Genomic DNA, 19,813 nt, shown 5'->3' with positions numbered 1-19,813 from the left:
CTCCCGAAATGCGCGCCCTTCCGCCGGAAGTGCTTTGCCCACGCGCCGCCCCGGTGCAGGCTTTTGCGATCATCGACCATGCTACGGGAGGAAACTGCATGTTCAACTTCACCGGAAAATTCGTACCTGCTGCCGTCCTTGGGGCGACGCTTGGCTTTGCGCCGCAAGCCTCGCTGGCGCAGGAGTTCATCAACGTCCTCACGGGCGGCACCTCGGGCGTCTATTACCCGCTCGGCGTTGGCCTGTCGGAGATCTATGCCGAGAATATCGAGGGCGCGCGCACCCAGGTGCAGGCCACCAAGGCCTCGGTCGAGAACCTGAACCTCTTGGCGCAGGGCAAGGGCGAGCTGGCCTTCGCGCTTGGCGATTCCGTGAAATTCGCCTGGGAAGGCAACGCGGAAGCGGGCTTCCCCAACGCGCTGACCAACCTGCGCGCCATCGCCGCGATCTATCCGAACTACATCCAGATCGTCGCCGAAGCCTCGGCCGGCGCGACCACGCTGGAAGACCTGCGCGGCAAGACCCTGTCGGTCGGCGCGCCGGCCTCGGGCACCGAGCTGAACGCGCGGGCGATCTTCGCTGCCGCCGGCATGACCTATGACGACCTCGGCAAGGTCGAGTACCTGCCCTATGCGGAATCTGCCGAGCTGATCAAGAACCGCCAGCTGCAGGCCACGCTGCAATCCTCGGGCCTTGGCGTTGCATTCATCAAGGATCTGTCGGCCACGCATGAGATCACGCTTGTCGGCATCCCGGCCGAGGTCGTGGAGTCCATCGGTGCGCCCTATGTGCCCGCCGTCATCCCCGCCGGCACCTATACCGGGCAGGATGCCGACGTGCCGACCGCTGCCGTCGGCAACATCCTTGTGACGCATGAAGACGTGTCGGAAGAGACCGCCTACCAGATGACCAAGCTGATGTTCGACAACCTCGACCGTCTGAAGGCCTCTCACTCCGCTGCCGGCAACATCAATCCGGAAACCGCGCTGGAAGGCCTGTCGATCCCGCTGCATCCGGGCGCCGAGCGCTACTATCGCGAGATCGGCCTGATCAAGTAATTAGCCGAGGTGCTGTCCGGGCGGCGTGATGCCGCCCGGACCTGCTTGCCCCCTATATTGCCGCCCCGGTCAGCGCCCCCGGCGCAGGGCGCGTCGTTTCATTTCCCCCGGAGTTTCCCCTATGTCCGCCACGCTCCACGCCACACCGGAACCCGTGACCGAAGAGGCCGTCGAGGGCCTGCCCCCGGGCTTTGGCACCGGCATCATGGGATCCATCGCCTTCTGGATCGCCGTCGTCTTCGCGCTGTTCCAGCTTTGGGTCGCCGCCTATGGCACCCTGCCCAGCCAGGTGGTGCGGGCGATGCATGTGGGCTTCTTGCTGCTGCTGGGGATGGGGCTGGTCGGCAACCTGATCGCCAAGAACCGCATCGGGCAGATTTACTTCTGGACGCTTGGCGTTCTGGGCTTTGCCACAGGCGTCTACAACTGGGTGTTCTACGAAGACATCATCCAGCGCACCGGCTTCCTGACCACGGCCGATTTCGTGGTGGGCACCGCGCTGATCGTGCTGGTGTTCATCGGCGCGCGGCGGCTGATGGGCTGGCCGCTGGCGATCATCGCCGGGATCTTCCTGGCCTATTGCTTCCTGGGCCAGCACCTGCCGGCGCCGTTCATCCACCGCGGCTATGACTTCGCGCAGATCATCGAGCATTTCTCGTTCGGGACCGAGGGCATCTATGGCACGCCGGTCTATGTCAGCAGCGCCTATATCTTCATTTTCGTGGTGTTCGCGGCCTTCCTGGAACGCGCCGGGATGCTCAACCTCTTCAACGATTTCGCGCTTGGCCTTGTCGGCGGCGTGCGCGGCGGGCCGGCGCAGGTGGCGATCCTGTCCTCGGCGCTGATGGGCACAATCTCTGGCTCTGGCGTCGCCAATGTCGTCGCCTCGGGCCAGTTCACCATCCCGCTGATGAAGCGCTTCGGCTTCCGGTCCTCCTTTGCCGGCGGGGTAGAGGCGACGGCCTCGATGGGTGGGCAGATCATGCCGCCGGTGATGGGGGCGGTGGCCTTCATCATGGCCGAGACGCTGAACGTGCCCTATGCCGCCGTGGTGCAGGCCGCGATCCTGCCCGCGGTGCTGTATTTCGGCGTGGTGTTCTGGATGGTGTATCTGGAGGCGGGCCGCGCCGGGCTGAAGGGCCTGGCCAAGGCCGAGCTGCCGAACCCGTGGCAGGCGGTGCGCGAGCAATGGCCGCTGATCCTGCCGCTGGCGGCACTGGTCTACCTGCTGTTCGCGGGCTACACGCCGATCTTTGCAGGCACCATGGGCCTCGCGCTGGTGACGGTGCTGATCCTTGGCACGCCGCTGGCGGCGATGATCGGGCCGATTGCCTTCCGCGTGGTGTTCTGGGTGGCGCTCGGCCTTGCCTCGGCCGCGTTCCTTGAGCTGGGGGTGAACTTCCTGGCGCTGGTGATCGGTGTGCTGGTGCTGGCCTGCGCCGTCTTCAAGGGCACCCGCCCCACGCTTGGCATCATCCGCGATGCGCTGGCCCAGGGCGCGCGCAACGCGCTGCCGGTCGGCATCGCCTGCGCCATCGTCGGCATCGTCATCGGCACGCTGACGCTGACCGGCATCGCCTCTACCTTCATCGGCGCGATCATTGCCATTGGCGAGAACAACCTGTTCCTGTCGCTGGTGCTGACCATGCTGACCTGCCTCGTGCTGGGGATGGGGATCCCGACGATCCCGAACTATATCATCACCTCGTCGCTGGCCGGCCCGGCACTGATGGAGCTGGGTGTGCCGCTGCTGGTCAGCCACATGTTCGTCTTCTACTTCGGCATCATGGCCGACCTGACGCCGCCGGTGGCGCTGGCCTGTTTCGCGGCGGCGCCGATTGCCAAGTCGTCGGGGCTCAAGATCTCGCTTCAGGCGATCCGGCTGGCGGCGGCGGGCTTCGTCATCCCGTTCATGGCGGTCTATACCCCGGCGCTGATGCTGCAAGATGGCGGCCCGATCGCGGATGCCTATGGCTACCCGGTCGAGGTGATCTTCATCTTCGCCAAGGCCTGCCTCGGCATCGGGCTGTGGGGCGTGGCCGTCGTCGGCTACTTCCTGCGCCCGGCGCAGATGTGGGAGCGGCTGCTGGCCTTCGCCGCAGGCGTCTCGCTGATCGTGGCGCTGCCGATGACGGACGAGATCGGCTTCGCCCTTGCCGCCCTCTTCGTGCTGCAGCACTGGCTGCGGGCGCGCCGCGCGACACCGCGCACGGCATGAGCCTGTGCATCGCTGCCGGCGGCAAGGTCATCGCCCTTGTCGCCAGCAGCTTCACCCTCAGCTGGTCACATTCCGTCGCCCATACCGAATGGTGGGAGCGGTGGGAGGTGACAGCCGAGGGCTTGCGCCCGGTCGAGGCGCGCATCTCAGGCTCTGGCGCCGGGATGGAGCCGCCGCCCGACGCGGTGCTGCGCGCTGATGGCTGGCACTACTGGCCAGACCTGCCGCCGCAGCACGAGGTGTTCCTGGCGGCTTCCGGTGCGACGGGGGGCGGCTGGCGGCTCTGCGCCCGGAACGAATGCCTCATGCTGGGCACGGCGGCAGGTGAACCCCTGCGGCTGTGGCAGGCGCGAGAGTGCAGCGCGGGCGGCTGAGCCCATTGCCGAAATCCTGACCGACCCCCAATCGGGCGCAGAATCTGCTTTGACGTGCAATGCCTCTGCGGCTATTCAACTCATGCGCGAAATATACTGCCAAAGTTGCCATATTTGGCCCGACAAAGTGGCAAATCTCTTATTTTTGTTTCTTTTTTGTCATCCATTTATATATGGTATAACGAATAAGACGCGTAATGAGTGCTGCCCGCGGTATCATCTGCCGCGGGCGTTTTTGTGTGTGGCGCGCTGCAGTCCCCCCCTAGGGGCTGTCACGGCCGTCGATAACTTCATCTTGATCCCTCCCGACGTAACCCACGGCGCTGCCAGGGGTTATCTCTGCAAAGGGGCGATGGTGCTCCTTGCTTCGGCGGGCCCCGTGGCCTGTCGGGGTGTAATTCCAGAGGGAGTTCCAGATGACCCGACTGCCGCGCCTGATGACCAGCGCCCTGATCACCACCAGCCTCACCGCCGGCCTTGTCGCCTTCCCGCACCTCGCGCTGGCGACCGCTGAAGACGGCGCCCCTGCCGGCCTGCCCGTGGAAACCGCCGAGCCGAATGCGCCGAGCCAGGAGCCTGCCTTCATCGGCCAGACCCGCGCGCCGCAACCGGGCGAGATGCCGGGTGTGGTGCAAGAGGTGGTCGCCGAGGGGCTGCCGCAGCTTTGGGCGCTGGAATTCCTGCCCGACGGCCGGATGCTGGTGACCGCCAAGGAAGGCGCGCTGCATATCGTGAGTGCCGAGGGCGAGGCCGGCCCTGCGATCGAGGGCGTGCCCGGGGTCGTGTCCAGCGGCCAAGGTGGCCTGCTGGACGTGGCGCTTGCCCCGGACTTTGAGCAGAGCAGCCGCATCTACTTCTCCTATGCCGAGCCGCGCGAAGGCGGCAACGGCACCTCGGTCGCCGCAGCGACGTTGGTGCCGGATGAGGCGGGGGGCGGCACGCTCGAGGATGTCCAGGTGATCTTCCAGCAGCAGCCGACCTACGACAACACCAAGCATTTCGGCTCGCGTCTGGTGTTCAGCCCCGAGGGCGACCTCTATGTGACCGTGGGCGAGCGGTCGGACGCGGAACCCCGCGCGCAGGCGCAGGAGCTGGCCAGCGGCCTTGGCAAGATCTTCCGCATCACGCCCGAGGGCGAGGCGGTGGAGGGCAACCCGTTCATCGGCACCGAAGGCGCGCTGCCCGAAATCTGGAGCCTTGGCCACCGCAACCTGCAATCCGCCGCGCTGGATGGCGAGGGGCGGCTGTGGACGGTGGAGCACGGCCCCCGCGGCGGCGACGAGCTGAACATGCCGGAAGCCGGGCTGAACTATGGCTGGCCCGAGGTGACCTATGGCGTCGAATACAGCGGCAAGGTCGTGGGAGACGGTGTCACCGCGATGGAGGGCACGCAGCAGCCGGTCTATTACTGGGACCCGGTGATCGCGCCCTCGGGCATGGCCTACTATGAGGGCGAGGAGTTCCCCGAATGGCAGGGGGCGTTCCTGATCGGCGGGCTGGTGTCGCAAGGCGTTGTGGTCGCGCACTTGGACGGCGACCGCGTATCCTATGAGGAGCGGGTGCCACTGAACGCGCGCGTCCGTGACGTGAAGGTCGCCCCCGATGGCGCGGTCTATGCGGTGACCGAGGATCGCCAGTCCGGCAGTTCGCAAATCATCCGGCTAACGCGCGAGGATTGATCCGCTCGCCGTGACGTTGGCGATGGGATAGCTTGGGGCCGGCATCTTCGGGTGCCGGCTTTTTCATGTTCTTCACAGGCCGCCGATGCCCCTTGAGCCTCAAAACTTACTGACCTCGCTCTTCGACCGTGCGGTCGAGGTGGCAGACCCGATGCGCTCTCTGGCGGCCTTCCTGCCGCCCAAACCGGCGGGCCGTGTGGTCGTGGTAGGGGCCGGCAAGGCCAGCGCCCGGATGGCCGAGGCGGTGGAGGCGGAGTGGGGGCCCTGCGAGGGGTTGGTCATCACCCGCTATGGCTATGCCCGCCCCTGCCGGGGGATCGAGATCGTGGAGGCGGCGCATCCGGTGCCCGATACTGCGGGGGCTGAGGCGACGGTGCGGATGCTGGACCTGCTGGTGGGGCTGGGGCACGGGGATTTCGTGCTGGCGCTGATCTCGGGCGGCGCCTCGGCACTACTCTGTGCGCCGGTGGAGGGCGTGACGCTGGCCGAGAAGCAGGCGTTCAACGCGGCGCTGCTGGCCTCGGGCGCGCCCATTGGGCAGATGAACATCGTGCGCAAGCATCTGAGCGGGGTGAAGGGCGGGCAACTGGCGGCGGCGGCCTATCCCGCGCGGATGCTGGCGCTGATGATCTCGGACGTGCCGGGCGATGATCCGGCCTTCATCGGCTCTGGCCCCACCGTTGGCGATGGGTCCACCCCCGCGGACGCGCTGGCCGTGCTGGAGCGGTGGCGCGTGACGGTACCCGCCAGCGTGACCGCCGTCTTGACCCGCGGCAGCCGCGTCATCCCGCCCGGCGATCCGCGGCTGTCGCGCGTCACCAACACCATCTGCGCCGCCCCCGCCCAATCGCTGCAGGCGGCGGCGGAACTGGCCCGGGCGGCGGGGTGCGAGGTGCGGATCCTTGGCGACGCCATCGAGGGCGAGGCGCGCGAGGTGGCCCGCGCGCAGGCGGCCCTTGCGCTGCGACTGCAGGCGGGCCGCGCCCCGGGGGCGCCGCCGCTGGTGCTGTTGTCGGGCGGCGAGGTCACCGTCACCCGGTGCGGGGATGGCATCGGCGGGCCGAATGCCGAGTTCTGCCTCGCCCTCGCCCTCGCGCTGGACGGCGCCGGGGGCATCCACGCCCTCGCCTGCGACACCGACGGCGTGGATGGCGCGGCAGAGGTGGCGGGCGCGAGGATTGGCCCCGATACGCTGAAAGCCGCCCACAGCGCCGGATGGGACGCCGCGGCGGCGCTGGCGCGCAACGACGCCCACAGCTTCTTTGCCGCGATTGGCGGGCAGGTCGTCACCGGGCCGACGCTGACGAACGTCAATGATTTCCGCGCGCTGCTGATCCTGTAGCCGCGGCACATCGCGTGTGCAGCCTGCCGCCACCGCCCATTCACAATGTTATATCATAACCTTTTGATGTCACACATAAATTCACTCCTGATCACATCCGTGTCATGTGGCGCTCCTAGGGTCCGCGGAGTTTCTCAGGGGAGCACCACCATGAAACAGATTCTTCTCTCGACCGCGGCCATCCTCGGCCTGACGACCGGCGCCTTCGCGCAGGACCTGCCGCAGGCGACCTCCGATTGGTTCAAGGCCGGTCAGGCGACCATCGAAGAGCGCCTCGCCCTTCAGCCGAACACCAACAAGGCCAAGAACGTGATCCTGTTCACGGCTGACGGCAACGGCGTCGGCACCAACTACGCCATCCGCCTGTTCTCGGGTCAAGAAGCCGGCGGCCTCGGCGATGACTACATCCAGCCGCAAGAGACCTTCCCGAACGTCGCGCTGGTCAAGACCTACTCGTCTAACGGCCAGACCCCGGACTCCGCCCCCACCGCCATGGCGATGAACACCGGCGTCAAGGGCAAGAACGGCATGATCAACGTGCTCGACAGCGTCGCTGTTGAGGACTGCGCCGCCGGCCTCGAAGCTGGCGTCACCACCTTCGCCGAAATGGTCACCGAAATGGGCAAGTCGGTCGGCGTCATCTCGACCGCGCGCATCACCCACGCCACCCCGGCCGCTGTCTATTCGCGCACCGTCAGCCGTGACTGGGAAGACAACACCGGTATCCCCGAGGGCTGCGCCCAGAAGGACATCGCCAGCCAGCTGATCGACCAGATGAAGGCCGGCGTGATCGACATCGCCATGGGCGGTGGCCGTGCCCACTTCCTGCCGACCGAAGTCACCGATGCCGAAGGAAAGCCCGGCAAGCGCACCGACGGGCGCAACCTGGTGGACGAAGCCACCGCTGCCGGCGCGCAGGTCGTGTTCGCCGACGAAGACTTCGCCGCGCTGACCATGGGCAACAACGCCCCGGTTCTGGGCCTGTTCGAAGCCAGCCACATGAAGTACGAGCAGGACCGCACCGGCGAGCCCTCGCTGGCCGAGATGGTCGAAGCCTCGATCAAGGGCCTCGAAGGCAACGAGAACGGCTTCTACCTGGCCGTCGAAGCTGGCCGCGTTGACCATGCCAACCACGATGGCAACCTGCACCGCGTGCTGGTGGACGGCAAGGCCTTCGCCGATGCCATCGCCAAGGCGATGGAACTGACCAACGCCGAAGAAACGCTGATCATCGTCACCGCCGACCATGAACATGCGATCGCCTTCAACGGCTATTGCGGCCGCGGCTCGAACATCCTCGGGCTGTGCATGGAAGAGAACGAAGCCGGCATCGAGCATAACGGCACGCCGAACCTCGGCGCCGACGGCAAGCCCTACACCGTTGCCGGCTACCTCAACGGCGTGGGTTCGGTTCTGGTCGAGCAGGAAGACAAGACCTTCTCGGGCTCGCGTCCTGACCTGACCGAAGAAGAGGCCACCGACCCGGACTACATCCAGCAGGCGCTGATCCCGATGTCGTCGGAAACCCACTCGGGTGAAGACGTCGCGGTGTTCGCCCGCGGTCCCTGGTCGCACCTCTTCGGCGGCGTGATCGAGCAGAACGTGATCTTCCACGTGATGAACCACGCTGTCACCGCAGAGTAATCGGCGGCCAAAATGACGCGGGCCCCGGGAAACCGGGGTCCGCTTTTTTCATGCGGGCGTTGCACCGCACTGGCACTCAGGTGCCAGAACGGGAGACCAGACATGATTCGTCGTACATTGCTTGCCGCCCTGCCCGCCCTTGTGCTGTCGCCGCGCCTGAGCTTCGCCGCAGAAGAGCCGGTGAAGCTTCGCGATCTTTACAACAAGGATCTGAGCTTTTCCGATCTGGCGCTGGCCGCCGAAGGTGGCCGCCTTACCGTGGCCGGGTTCATGGCGCCGCCGCTGAAGGCAGACTCGGTGTTCTTCGTGCTGACCAAGACGCCGATGGCGGTCTGTCCCTTCTGCGAGCCGGGGATGCCCTGGCCCGATGACATCCTGGCCGTCTATGCCAAGCGGGTCGTCGACGTGATCCCCTTCAACGTACCGATCACCGTGACCGGGGTGCTGGAGCTGGGGGACGCGGTGGACCCGGAGCTGGGGTTCTACTCCAAGGTCCGCCTGACTGATGCCACCTTCGCGCGGGCCTGAGGAATGACGGCCCCTGCCCTGCATGTTGAGAACCTGCGCGTGACCAGCCGCGAGGGGCGGGTGCTGCTGGACGTGCCGCTGCTGACGCTGGACGCGGGTCAAAGCCTTGCGCTGCGCGGTGCCTCGGGCGCGGGGAAATCGACGCTGCTGCATGTGCTGTCGGGGCTGGTGCGCCCCAGCGCAGGCCGGGTGATCTGGGGCGCGCAGGACATCGCCGCGCTGACCGAGGATGCCCGCGCCCGCTTCCGGCGCGAGACGCTGGGGCTGATCTTTCAGGACTGCCATCTGTTCGAGGAGCTTTCGGCGCTTGGCAATGCCGGGCTGGCCAGCGCTTTTGCCCCCAAGGCCGACCGCGCGCCAATCCGCTCCGCTGCCGCGCAATGGCTGGCGGCGCTCGGGCTGGGTCAGGCGGGGTCGCGGGCGGTGGACAGCTTTTCGGGCGGCGAGCGGCAGCGCATCGCCGTGGCCCGCGCGCTGGCCGGCAGCCCACCGGTGATCCTCGCCGATGAGCCGACCGCCGCGCTCGACCGCGCCAATGCCGATGCGCTTGGTGCCGATCTGGTGCGGCTGGCGGCGGAAGGCGGACGCACGCTGATCACCGTCACGCATGACGCGGGGCTGGCGGCGCGGATGGGGCGGCAGATCACCATCGCCGATGGGAAGATTGTCGAGGATAGCGATGGCTGAGTTCTGGGCCTCCCTCCCTCCCGCCTTGCAAGACGTGCTCTTTGCGCTGGCTTTGATCGCGCCGGGGCTGCTGGCCGGGGCTCTGGTGCTGCGCGGCCTGCGCCCGCTGCCGCTGGTCGGCGCGATGCTGCGGCGCTTCGTTTGGGTCAACACGCTGTTCGTGGCGCTGATCGCGGTGTCGGTCGGCCTTGGGGTCGGGCTTCTGGCGCAGGAGCGGGGGCTGCGGCAAGGCTCGGCCCGCGCGGCCGAGAAGTTCGACTTGATCGTGGCGGCGCCGGGCAGCGAGGTCACGGTCATGCTCGCCTCGGTCTATCTGCAACCCTCCGACATGGCGCTGGTCACCGGCGCCCAATATGCCGAGATTGCGGGGGCCGAGGGCGTAGCCTTCGCCGCCCCCATCGCCTTTGGCGACAGCTATCAAGGCGCCCCCGTGGTGGGCACGACGGTGGATTTCGTCAGCCATCTGGCCGGGCCGCTCGCCGAGGGGCGTGTGTTCGCCACGGCCGAAGAGGCGGTGGCGGGCGCCTATGCCCCGGTGGATGTCGGGGGCAGTTTCACCCCGGCGCATGGCCACGGGCCGGGGGCAGAGGGCGGTGCGCATGAGGGCTTCGCCTATGCCGTCACCGGCCGCATGGCCCCGACCGGCAGCCCCTGGGACCGCGCGCTGCTGGTGCCGGTGGAAGGGGTCTGGGCCGTGCATGGCCTTGCCAATGGCCACGCGCCGGACGATTCGCGCATCGGCCCGCCCTTTGTGCCCGAGATGATGCCGGGCACCCCCGCCGTGCTGGTCCATGCGACGGAACTGTGGGGCAATTACGCGCTGAAATCGCGCTTCACCCGCAACGACCTGATGGCGTTCTTCCCGGGCACGGTGCTGGCTCAGCTGCACGGGCTGATGCGGGATGTGCGGTCCGCGATGTCACTGATGGCGGTACTGACGCAGGTACTGGTGACGCTGTCGGTGCTGATCGGGCTGATGATCATGGTACGGCTGATCGCGCGCAGCCTTGCCCTGCTGCGGGCCATCGGCGCACCGCTGCGCTTTGTCTTCGCGGTGGTCTGGGCCTATTCCGCCGCGCTGATACTGTCGGGCGCGGCCCTCGGCCTCGCGCTTGGCTGGGTCGCGGCGCGGGGCATCTCGGCCGTCGTCACCGCCCGCACCGATGTGCTGGTGACCGCCAACCTTGGCTGGCCCGAGGCGCATCTGGTCGCTGGCTTCATCAGCCTGACCCTGTTCATGGCGCTGCTGCCCGCCTGGCTGGCCGTCCGCCGCCCGCTTCTGACCGACCTTCGCACCTGAAAAGGGGTTCCCCATGCGTGCTTGCCTGCTCTCCCTCCTGCTGATCGCCGCCGCCCCGGCCTTTGCCGAGACACACGACCATGACGACCACGTCGCCGAGGCAGAGGGTCTGCGCGTCCTCCACGCCTGGACACCCGCCACCGCGAAGGGCGCCGACGCGCTGGTCTACATGGAGGTCGAGAACACCTCTGCCGCCGAGGCCCTGCTGACCGGGGGCGAGGCAGACGGGCAAGAGCTGGAGCTGGTGGGCTTCAGCTACGGTGCCGCGGGCGAGGCCTGGACGGTGCTGCCGGGTCTGCCGATCCCGGCAGGGGCGGATGTGGATCTGGAGCCGAAGGTGCTGGCGCTTCGCTGGTCCTCGGTCCCGATGGATCTGGCCCCGGGCGCAGAGCTGGAGATCGAGGTCGAAGTCGGCGGCCAGCATCTGCCCGCCCATGTCGAGATCGGCGAGGCTGGGGCCACCGCCCACAGCCACGCCGGCCACAACCACTGAAGCCCCTCAGCTCACCACATCGGAAATCCGGCGCTGGCCGAACAAGATGACATTGCGCATCGCCTGTTCGGCCGCCGCCGGATCGCGCCGGGCGATGGCCTCGACAATCCGCAGATGCGCCGCCGACACATCCTGCTGGATCGCGGGTTCCGATGAGGGCGAGCTGAGCCGGAAGGCCGTCAGCAAGGCCGCCTCGATCAACGTGCCCACCGAATGCATGAACACATTGCCCGAGGCTTTGATGATCCCGCGATGCAGGGCAAGGTCAGCAAGGGCAAAGGCCTTGTTGCTCTCGGCGGTCCGCATCGCCTCGACATGAGTGTAAAGCGTCTCGATATCGCCCGCCCCGGCCCGGTGGGCGGCCATCGCCGCCGCCGCAGGTTCCATCGTCAGGCGCATCTCGTAGAGCTGGTCGAGGAATTCCATCCCGGCTTGGGTATCAAGATGCCAGATCAGCAGTTCTGCATCGAAGAGGTTCCAGTCCTGCCGGGGGCGCACCTTGGTGCCCACACGGGTGCGGGCGATGATCATGCCCTTGGCGGTCAGCGTTTTCATCGCCTCGCGCAACACGGTGCGCGACACGCCGAACTGGCTCGCCAGTTCTTCATCGCGCGGCAAGACTGTGTCCGGCGGATAGGTGCCGCTGACGATGGCGCGCCCGATGCCTTCGACCACCTGCCCGTGGCTGTTGCGCACCCGCGCCTCGTTCAACCCGTCAAGAAGCAGACCGGACATAGCACACCCTTACCCGTTAATGGCTTATACGCAGCCGCAGCAGCCCCTTCTGAAGCAGGATGAACATCAGAAGCAATGCCCCGATCACGATTTTCGTCCACCAGCTCGACAGCGTGCCATCGAAGACGATGTAGGTCTGGATCAGGCCCATGGTCAGCACGCCGATCAGCGTACCGAACATGTAGCCGCTGCCCCCGGTCAGAAGCGTCCCGCCGATGACCACGGCGGCGATGGCGTTGAGCTCCACCCCCACGGTCGCCAGCGGATAGCCGGCGGAGGTGTAGACCGAGAACACAATCCCCGCGAGGCCGGCCATGAAGCCCGAGAAGGCATAGATCAGCACCGTGGTGCGCCCCACCGCCACGCCCATCAGCCGCGCCGTCGCCTCGCCGCCGCCGATTGCATAGACATTTGTGCCGAACTTGGTGCGGTGCAGCAGGATCATGCCAAGGATGACCGAGGCGAGCATCGTCACCCCCAGCAGCGTCAGCCGCCCCTTGCCGGGCATCAGGTAATAGGCGCGCTGCATCGTCTCGTAGAACGCATGGTCGATGGGCACGGAATCGATGGTCAGCATGTAGCCGGCGCCGCGGGCCAGGAACATTCCCGCCAGCGTCACGATGAAGGGCGGCATCGCCAGCAGGTGAATCATCCCACCCATGGCCGCGCCGAAGAGCGTGGTGATCGCCAGCAGCAGCGCGAAGGCGGCCAGCGGGTGCATCCCGGTCTCGCGCAGCAGCACGGCGATGAACACGCCCGAGAAGGCGATGACCGACCCCACCGACAGGTCAATCCCGCCCGAGATGATGACGACAGTCATCCCCACCGCGACGATGCCCAGATAGGCATTGTCGGTCAGCAGGTTGCCGATGACGCGGGTCGACAGCATCGCCGGGAACTGCATGTAGCAGATGAGGTAGGCCAGCAGGAAGATGGCAATCGTTGCATAAAGCGGCAGCGCACGGATGTTCATTCCCCTGCCTCCAGCCTTGTCACAGAGGACCGTTTGAAGCGGGATGCCAGCAGCTCCAGATACGGCATGAACCGCGGCGATTGGAGGACAAGGATCACGATCACCAGCACCGCCTTGATCACCAGGTTAAACTCTGACGGGAAGCCCGCAAGCAGGATGCCGGTGTTGATCGTCTGGATGATCATCGCCCCCAGCAGCGAGGCGAGGATCGAGAAGCGCCCGCCCAGAAGCGAGTTGCCGCCGATCACCACTGCAAGGATCGCGTCCAGCTCCAGCCACAGGCCCGCATTGTTGGCATCGGCGCCGCGGATATCAGCGGTGGCGATGACCCCGGCCAGCGCGGCGCAGAAGCCCGAGCCCATGTAGACGGCAATCAGCAGCACGCGGCTGTTGATGCCGGCCAGCGTGCTGGCCCGCAGGTTCACGCCGATGGATTCCACCAGCAGCCCCAGCGCGGTACGCCGCACCAGCAGGCCAAACCCGATCCCGGTCAGGATCCAGATCACCGTCGGCACCGGCACGCCGATCATGGTGCCCGAGCCAAGGAAGGCGAAGGTGTCGCTGTCGAAGGTCAGGATGGTGCCGCCGGTGATCAGCTGCGCGACGCCGCGCCCCGCCACCATCAGGATCAGCGTGGCGACAATCGGCTGGATGCCGAAGAAGGCAACCAGCACCCCGTTCCACAGCCCACAGACCAGCCCCGCCGCCCCGGCGATGCCAAGCGCGGCACCGATCCCGTAGCCTTGGTCGATGGACCATGCGGCGCTCGCCCCGCAGATCGCCATCACCGCGCCGACCGACAGGTCGATGCCGCGGGTGGCGATGACCAGCGTCATGCCGATGGCGAGCAGCGCCACGGGCGCGCCGCGCTTGATGACGTCGATGGGGATGCCGACCAGCCGGTCGTTGACATAGACGATCTGATAGAAGGCCGGGTAATAGATGCTGACCAGCACGATCACCGCGGCCAGCGTCAGCAGCTGCGGGGCGATCCGGCGAAGAAGGGTGGATCCGGTCATGCCATCGCCTCCAGCGTGGTATGGGGCGCGGCGATGGCGCGCAGGATGGTGTCGGGGCTGACATCGGCGCCGGTCAGTTCCGACACATGACGCCGGTCGCGCACCACGATGACCCGGTGCGACACGGCCACCAGTTCCTCCAGCTCCGACGAGATGACAAGGATCGACATGCCCTGCGCCACCACATCCTCGATCAGCCGCAGGATCTCGGCATGGGCGCCGACATCGATGCCGCGGGTGGGCTCATCAAGGATCAGGAAGCGCGGGTTGGTCGCCAGCCAACGCGCCAAGATCACCTTCTGCTGGTTGCCGCCCGACAGCAGGCCCACGGGCTTTTCGGCATCGGGCGTGCGGATGTCGAGCCGGGCGATATAGTCGTCCGCCATGCGCTGCTGCTCGGCCTGCGGGATCGGGCGGGCCCAGCCTTGGCGGGCCTGCAGCGCAAGGATGATGTTCTCGCGCACGCTGAGTTCGGCGATGATCCCGTCGGTCTTGCGATCTTCCGGCGCGAAGGCGAAGCCGGCGGCGATGGCGCTGCGCGGGTTGCGCAGGTCGACGGCGCCGTTCGCATCCTCCACAGTGCCGCTGTCACTCGGCACCGCGCCGAACAGCACCTCGGCGCTTTCGGTGCGGCCAGAGCCAAGCAGGCCCGCCATGCCGATCACCTCGCCCTTGCGCACCGTCAGGTCAAAGGGCGCGATGCGGCCGCGGCGGCCGACGCCCGTGAAGCGGATGGCATCGGCGCTTGTCCCGGTCACTTCGGGGCGGTAGCGGACCGAGGTTTCCTCTTCCAGCTCGCGCCCCAGCATCAGGGTGATCAGCTGCATCCGGTCCACATCGGCAGCGGGATGGGTGGCGATATGGCGGCCGTTGCGCAAAATCGTCAAGCTGTCGGAAATCTCGAACACCTGGTCGAGGAAATGCGAGATGAAGATGATCCCCAGTCCGCGCCCCCGCAGGTCGCGCACCACGTCGAACAGCATCTGCACTTCGCGCGCATCGAGGCTGGCGGTCGGCTCGTCGAGGATCAGCACCCGGCCCGACAGATGCACCGCGCGGGCTATGGCGACGATCTGCTGCACGGCGACGGAGTAGCTTTCCAGCGGCCGGCGCACGTCGATATCGAGGCCGTAGCCCGCCAGCATCTCCTGCGCCAGCGCCTGCATCGCGCGGGGGCGGATCATGCCAAACCTGGTCGGCTGATGGCCAAGGGTCAGGTTTTCCGCCACCGTCAGGTTCGGCAGCAGGTTCACCTCCTGGTACACCGTGCCGATCCCGATGGCCTGCGCCTCGAGCGTGCTTTGCGGGAAGATCGGCTTGCCCTCGAACAGGATATCGCCCGAGTCGCGGCGATAGGCGCCTGTGAGGCATTTGATCAAGGTGGATTTCCCCGCCCCGTTCTCTCCCAGCAGCGCATGAACCTCGCCCGCCTTCAGGCCGAAATTGACGCGGTCGAGGGCGATGGTGCCCGGGAAAGACTTGGTCAGGTCGCGTGTCGATAACAGCATCGGATGTCTCACCCAGCAAGGGGGGCAGGCGGAACGCCTTGCACGAACAACGCCCGGGGCAAGGGAGTGCCCCGGGCGTTGTGCCGATCAAAGATCAGTAACCCAGATCCTTGCGGGCCTCATACTCGCCAGCCGGATCATCGGCCTGCGTGTAGAGCTTCGATTCGGTCTGGATGAACTTCTCGGGCATCGTGCCATCGGCGAAGTAGGCTTCCAGCGCATCGAAGGCCGGGCCAGCCATGTTCGGCGTCAGCTCGACCGTGGCATTTGCCTCGCCCGCCGCCAGCGCCTGGAAGATGTCCGGCACGGCGTCGATCGACACGACAAGGATGTCCTCGCCCGGCTTCAGCCCGGCTTCCTTGATCGCCTGGATCGCGCCCACGGCCATGTCGTCGTTATGGGCGTAGAGCGCGCAGATATCCGCGCCACCGTTTTCTGCCTGCAGGAAGCTTTCCATCACTTCCTTGCCGCGGGTGCGGGTGAAGTCGCCGGTCTGGCTGCGGACGATCTCGATATTGTCAGCGCCAGCGATGCCTTCCTCGAAGCCCTTCTTGCGGTCGATGGCAGGGGATGACCCGGTGGTGCCCTGAAGCTCGACCACCCGGCATTCCTCGCCATTCGCGGCGCTGACCAGCCATTCGCCGGCAACGCGACCTTCATGGACAAGGTCGGAGCCGACGGCCGTCAGGTAGAGGTCGGGCGAGCTGTCGACCATGCGGTCCAGCAGCACGACCGGGATCTCGGCCTCGGCGGCTTCTTCCAGCACCGAATCCCAGCCGGTTGCCACAACCGGAGCAACCAGAATGGCGTCGACGCCCTGCGCGATGAACGAGCGCAGCGCGGCAATCTGGTTTTCCTGGCGCTGCTGCGCGTCGGAAAAGCGCAGGTCGATGCCCCGCTCCTTGGCTTGGTTCATCGTCACGGTGGTTTCAGCGGCGCGCCAGCCGGATTCCGATCCGATCTGCGAAAAGCCGATGGTCTGGGCGCCGGCCACGCCAGCCCCCAGCGAAAAGACGGCAACGCTGGCCATCAGAATTCTTTCAAGCATAGGTCATCCTCCCGAGATCCCTGAGGGCCCTCCCAGGCCCAGGACAAATAAATACTATAATATACATTGCATCAATAATTTTCTTGCCGCCGGGCACCAAGGATTTTCCCCGGGGCGCGCATGGCTTCAGGCCGCGCCTCTCGCATCACGCGGGGAGGCTGCGCACCTTGGGCCGGACCGGCCGTGGCGGCCCGGCACTATATGGCGAGGGTGTCTCTCATCCGAATCCGGGCCCCCGGGGCCCCCGGGGGCGCGGCCTAATAGCCTCGCGCCCGGTCCACCAGCCCCGTCACGCCCTGCCCTTGCAGATGTCGGCGGATATTGGCAACCGTCGCCGCGGCGGCGCTTTCGGGGCGGCTGTGCCCGGCGATATGCGGGGTAAGCACCACCTTGGGATGCGACCAGAGCGCGTGCCCCTCGGGCAACGGTTCCGGCGTGGTCACGTCGATCATGGCAGCGGAGAGTTGGCCCGAATCAAGCGCCGCCAGCAGAGCGTCCTGATCCAGATGATCGCCGCGCCCGGCCTGCACCAGCCTTGCCCCCTGCGGCAGTTGTGCAAACAGATCCGCGTTCAGGATGCCGCGCGTTTCCTCGGTCAGCGGCAGCAGGCAGACAAGGATATCGGTTTCGGCCAGAATCTGGCGCAGCCCCTCCGGCCCGTGATGGCAGGTGACGCCGTCGATCTGGCGCGGGCTGCGCGACCAGCCTGCCAGCGGAAAGCCGAAGGGGCGCAGCGACTCGGCGGTGGCGCGGCCAAGCTCCCCAAGCCCCAGGATCCCCACCCGGCGCTGATCGGCCCAGACAAAGTCGCGCGTCTTCCAGACCTGCTGGCGCTGCTGGCCCAGATAGGCCGGCAGATCGCGGTGCAGCGCCAGAACAGCCATCACCACATAGTCGCGGACCATGGCCGTCAGCCCCTCTTCCACCATGCGCACCAGTTGCGCACGCGGCGGCAGATCGAGGCCCACCACCTGATCGATCCCCGCGCCGGTGGAAAAGATCAGCTCCAGATTGCCAAAGCGCGTGGCCAGATCCTCGGGGAAGGTCCAGGCCATCAGATAGCGCACCTCGGCGGGGTCAACCTCGGCCATGTCACTGGCAAAGCTCACCTCGGGCAGGTCGCGGGCAAAGATGCGGCGGAAGGTTTCGACCCGCTCGGGGTAGGACAGGATGAGGAAGGTCACGGGGGGAAGCCTTTCTGGAAGGGGGTCAGCGGGTGGCGCGGCTCATCGCGATGCGGTCCTGCATCCGGTAGCCCTGGATGAAGGCCGGCATGAACCAGGGCTTGCCGTTATAGAGCGGGATGGCGGGCGGCGGGCGCATGTCAAAGGCGGACCGGCCCTGCGCATCGCCCATCAGCTTGTGCGCGGCGCGGCTGCCGATCCACGGCGCCCAGACCACGCCCGACCCGCAGAACCCCGTGGCATAGGTCAGGCCCTTATGCTCGAAGATCCGCGGGATCATGTCGCGGTGCATGGCGACATTGCCGAACCAGCTGTGGCTGAGGCGGACATCCTGCAGCTCGGGGAACAGCCCGATCAGCCCCTTGCGCAGCATCAGCGTCGGTTGCTCCGGGTCGCCCGATTGCGAGGCATCGCGGCCGCCCAGCAAGATCCGCTTCCCGTCCGGCGAGGGGCGGTAGTAGAACCCCAGAACCTTGCCTTCCGAGGCCATCATCCGCTTGGGCATCAGCCGGTCCATCAGCTCCACCGGCAGCTCCTCGGTGGCGATGATGCGGCTGCGCACGGGAACAAGGCGGCGGCGCAGGAAGGGGGCCGCACCATCGGTGTAGCCATTGGTGCAGATCAGCACCTGCCGCGCCTGGATCTTGCCCGCTGGGGTGGTGACGACAAAGCCCGCGCCCGTCGCCGCAATGCTGGTCACCGGGCAGCCCGAATGCACGGCCGCGCCCGCGGCCAGCGTCACCCGCAGGATCTCGGCATGGTACTTCGCCGGCTGCAGCCCGCCGATATCCATCCGCACGGTGCCGCCGCGGTAATAGTCAGTGCCCATATAGGCGCGCTGTTCCGCCTGCGGCACCGCAAAGCTGTCGATCCCCAGCTTCCTGTGCAGCGCCTCGGCACTGCGCGCCGCGCTTTCATACTGCTCTGCCCCGATGGCGCCATAGAACCGGCCGGTCAGCTGGAAATCGCAGTCCAGCCCCTCGCTGCGGATGAAATCATAGGTGAAGGCGCGCGCGGCCTTGCCCTCGGCCTCGATGGCCAGCGCGCTGGCCTCGCCATAGCGGCGCTTGAGCTGGTCGAAGGTCATGCGGATATTGCCGCTGGTGATCCCGCCATTGCGGGATGAGGCACCCTCGCCGGGGTTCATCGTGTCCAGCACCGTCACCGCCCGGCCGGCCCGCGCCAGCGTCAGCGCCGCCACAAGCCCCGCATAACCCGCGCCGACGACAACCACATCGGCCTTTGCGGCCAGCGGCATTTCGGGCAGCGGGCGGACCGGGGCGTCCTCCCACCAATAGGGGGTGCGTTTGTCCGCTACGCTGGTCTGCTGCATGGTCGGCCTTCCGGGGGTTGCGCTAGAGGTGGCGATCGAATTGCACGGCGCCGATGATCCACAGCACCTCGACCGGCTCATCGCCGGTGTTGCACAGGCTGTGGGGCAGGGCGCTGTCGAAACAGAAGCTGTCGCCGGTGTTCAACTCGACCCGCTGGTCATTGACGGTCAGCGTCAGGCGGCCCGACATCACGAAGCCGCCCTTTTCCGCGGGATAGCTCAGCGCCCGCCCGCCGGATTCGCCGCCCGGCTCGATCCGCAGGATCATCAGCTGCAGGTTCTGCCGGTCGGGCGGGGTCATCAGCTCCTTGCGGATCGAGCCGAGGTTGATCACGGGGCGGTTTTCGCGGCGGCGCACGAAGGGCGGATCGCTGTCGGGCGTCCCGGCCGCCGGGGCATCGCCGAACAGATCCTGCATCGACACATTCAGCGCCCGGCGCAGCGCCGTCAGCAGCCGCACGGACGGATTGGCAAGGCCGCGCTCCACCTGGCTGATCATGCCCACCGACACGCCCGAAGCCGCCGCCAGCGCCTGCAAGGACATGCCGCTTTGCTTGCGCAGGCGCCGCAGGGTGAAGCCGACATGGGGCTCCGGGGCCTGCCCCTCGGGGGGCCGCTCCGCCGGGGTCTCTGCCCGCTGATCCATCGCCTTGTCCTCCGGCTTGGCAGTGCCTGCATCTCTACACAATA

The 19,813-nt window shown here is 67.0% G+C and carries 18 protein-coding genes; 10 read left to right on the top strand and 8 right to left on the bottom strand.

Going from position 1 to position 19,813, the window contains the following annotated elements; all coding sequences use genetic code 11:
• Window positions 1-98 precede the first annotated feature (98 nt).
• The 10 genes from Q8S30_RS19430 (at window position 99) to Q8S30_RS19385 (ending at window position 11,323) form a co-directional block, all read left to right on the top strand.
• A complete protein-coding gene (locus Q8S30_RS19430; protein ID WP_305667722.1) occupies window positions 99-1,058 on the top strand; it encodes a TAXI family TRAP transporter solute-binding subunit in 960 nt (319 codons plus the stop codon).
• A 121-nt stretch (window positions 1,059-1,179) separates the two neighbouring features.
• On the top strand, window positions 1,180-3,276 hold the full coding sequence (locus tag Q8S30_RS19425) for a TRAP transporter permease (RefSeq protein WP_305667675.1): 2,097 nt from the start codon (window positions 1,180-1,182) through the stop codon (window positions 3,274-3,276).
• Window positions 3,273-3,650 carry a DUF1850 domain-containing protein gene (locus Q8S30_RS19420; RefSeq protein ID WP_305667674.1) on the top strand — a complete coding sequence of 126 codons (378 nt, stop codon included), beginning with the start codon at window positions 3,273-3,275 and terminating at the stop codon, window positions 3,648-3,650. The genes Q8S30_RS19425 and Q8S30_RS19420 overlap by 4 nt, the downstream gene beginning before the upstream one ends.
• 416 nt (window positions 3,651-4,066) lie before the next feature.
• Window positions 4,067-5,329: a PQQ-dependent sugar dehydrogenase gene (locus Q8S30_RS19415; RefSeq protein WP_305667673.1), complete on the top strand. Its 1,263-nt coding sequence runs from the start codon at window positions 4,067-4,069 to the stop codon at window positions 5,327-5,329.
• 85 nt (window positions 5,330-5,414) lie between these two features.
• A complete protein-coding gene (locus tag Q8S30_RS19410) occupies window positions 5,415-6,671 on the top strand; it encodes a glycerate kinase (protein WP_305667672.1) in 1,257 nt (418 codons plus the stop codon).
• Window positions 6,672-6,821: 150 nt separating this feature from the next.
• Entirely contained in the window at window positions 6,822-8,315 is a 1,494-nt protein-coding gene (locus Q8S30_RS19405; protein WP_305667671.1) for an alkaline phosphatase, read from the top strand.
• 102 nt (window positions 8,316-8,417) lie between these two features.
• Window positions 8,418-8,843 (top strand): hypothetical protein, encoded by a 426-nt coding sequence (locus Q8S30_RS19400; RefSeq protein ID WP_305667670.1) that lies wholly within the window; start codon window positions 8,418-8,420, stop codon window positions 8,841-8,843.
• A 3-nt stretch (window positions 8,844-8,846) separates the two neighbouring features.
• Window positions 8,847-9,530, top strand: coding sequence for an ABC transporter ATP-binding protein (locus Q8S30_RS19395; RefSeq protein WP_305667669.1), 684 nt, complete (start codon window positions 8,847-8,849; stop codon window positions 9,528-9,530).
• Complete coding sequence (locus tag Q8S30_RS19390; RefSeq protein ID WP_305667668.1) at window positions 9,523-10,830, top strand: FtsX-like permease family protein; 1,308 nt, start codon at window positions 9,523-9,525, stop codon at window positions 10,828-10,830. Before Q8S30_RS19395 ends, Q8S30_RS19390 begins: the two co-directional genes overlap by 8 nt.
• A 13-nt stretch (window positions 10,831-10,843) precedes the next feature.
• Complete coding sequence (locus Q8S30_RS19385; protein WP_305667667.1) at window positions 10,844-11,323, top strand: hypothetical protein; 480 nt, start codon at window positions 10,844-10,846, stop codon at window positions 11,321-11,323.
• Between the two features lie 6 nt (window positions 11,324-11,329).
• Here Q8S30_RS19385 and Q8S30_RS19380 read toward each other — a convergent pair whose 3' ends face one another.
• The 8 genes from Q8S30_RS19380 to Q8S30_RS19345 form a co-directional block, all read right to left on the bottom strand.
• The gene (locus Q8S30_RS19380; protein ID WP_305667666.1) at window positions 11,330-12,058 is read right to left on the bottom strand and encodes a FadR/GntR family transcriptional regulator; all 729 of its coding nucleotides are present in this window, start codon (window positions 12,056-12,058) and stop codon (window positions 11,330-11,332) included.
• A 16-nt stretch (window positions 12,059-12,074) separates the two neighbouring features.
• Window positions 12,075-13,031 (bottom strand): galactofuranose ABC transporter, permease protein YjfF, encoded by a 957-nt coding sequence (gene yjfF / locus Q8S30_RS19375; RefSeq protein WP_305667665.1) that lies wholly within the window; start codon window positions 13,029-13,031, stop codon window positions 12,075-12,077.
• On the bottom strand, window positions 13,028-14,050 hold the full coding sequence (locus Q8S30_RS19370; protein WP_305667664.1) for an ABC transporter permease: 1,023 nt from the start codon (window positions 14,048-14,050) through the stop codon (window positions 13,028-13,030). The genes yjfF and Q8S30_RS19370 overlap by 4 nt, the downstream gene beginning before the upstream one ends.
• Complete coding sequence (locus tag Q8S30_RS19365) at window positions 14,047-15,558, bottom strand: sugar ABC transporter ATP-binding protein (RefSeq protein WP_305667663.1); 1,512 nt, start codon at window positions 15,556-15,558, stop codon at window positions 14,047-14,049. The genes Q8S30_RS19370 and Q8S30_RS19365 overlap by 4 nt, the downstream gene beginning before the upstream one ends.
• A gap of 94 nt (window positions 15,559-15,652) precedes the next feature.
• The gene (ytfQ, locus tag Q8S30_RS19360) at window positions 15,653-16,588 is read right to left on the bottom strand and encodes a galactofuranose ABC transporter, galactofuranose-binding protein YtfQ (protein ID WP_305667662.1); all 936 of its coding nucleotides are present in this window, start codon (window positions 16,586-16,588) and stop codon (window positions 15,653-15,655) included.
• A 275-nt stretch (window positions 16,589-16,863) separates the two neighbouring features.
• Complete coding sequence (locus tag Q8S30_RS19355; RefSeq protein ID WP_305667661.1) at window positions 16,864-17,790, bottom strand: glyoxylate/hydroxypyruvate reductase A; 927 nt, start codon at window positions 17,788-17,790, stop codon at window positions 16,864-16,866.
• A gap of 25 nt (window positions 17,791-17,815) precedes the next feature.
• Window positions 17,816-19,123: an FAD-binding oxidoreductase gene (locus Q8S30_RS19350; protein ID WP_305667660.1), complete on the bottom strand. Its 1,308-nt coding sequence runs from the start codon at window positions 19,121-19,123 to the stop codon at window positions 17,816-17,818.
• A gap of 22 nt (window positions 19,124-19,145) precedes the next feature.
• Window positions 19,146-19,769: a helix-turn-helix domain-containing protein gene (locus Q8S30_RS19345; RefSeq protein WP_305667659.1), complete on the bottom strand. Its 624-nt coding sequence runs from the start codon at window positions 19,767-19,769 to the stop codon at window positions 19,146-19,148.
• Window positions 19,770-19,813: the final 44 nt, after the last annotated feature.

Source organism: Frigidibacter sp. (assembly GCF_030695035.1).
In the GTDB taxonomy this organism is placed as follows: domain Bacteria; phylum Pseudomonadota; class Alphaproteobacteria; order Rhodobacterales; family Rhodobacteraceae; genus Frigidibacter.
Note: the sequence above shows the minus strand (reverse complement) of the source record. Positions and strands in the feature narration are given on the sequence as shown.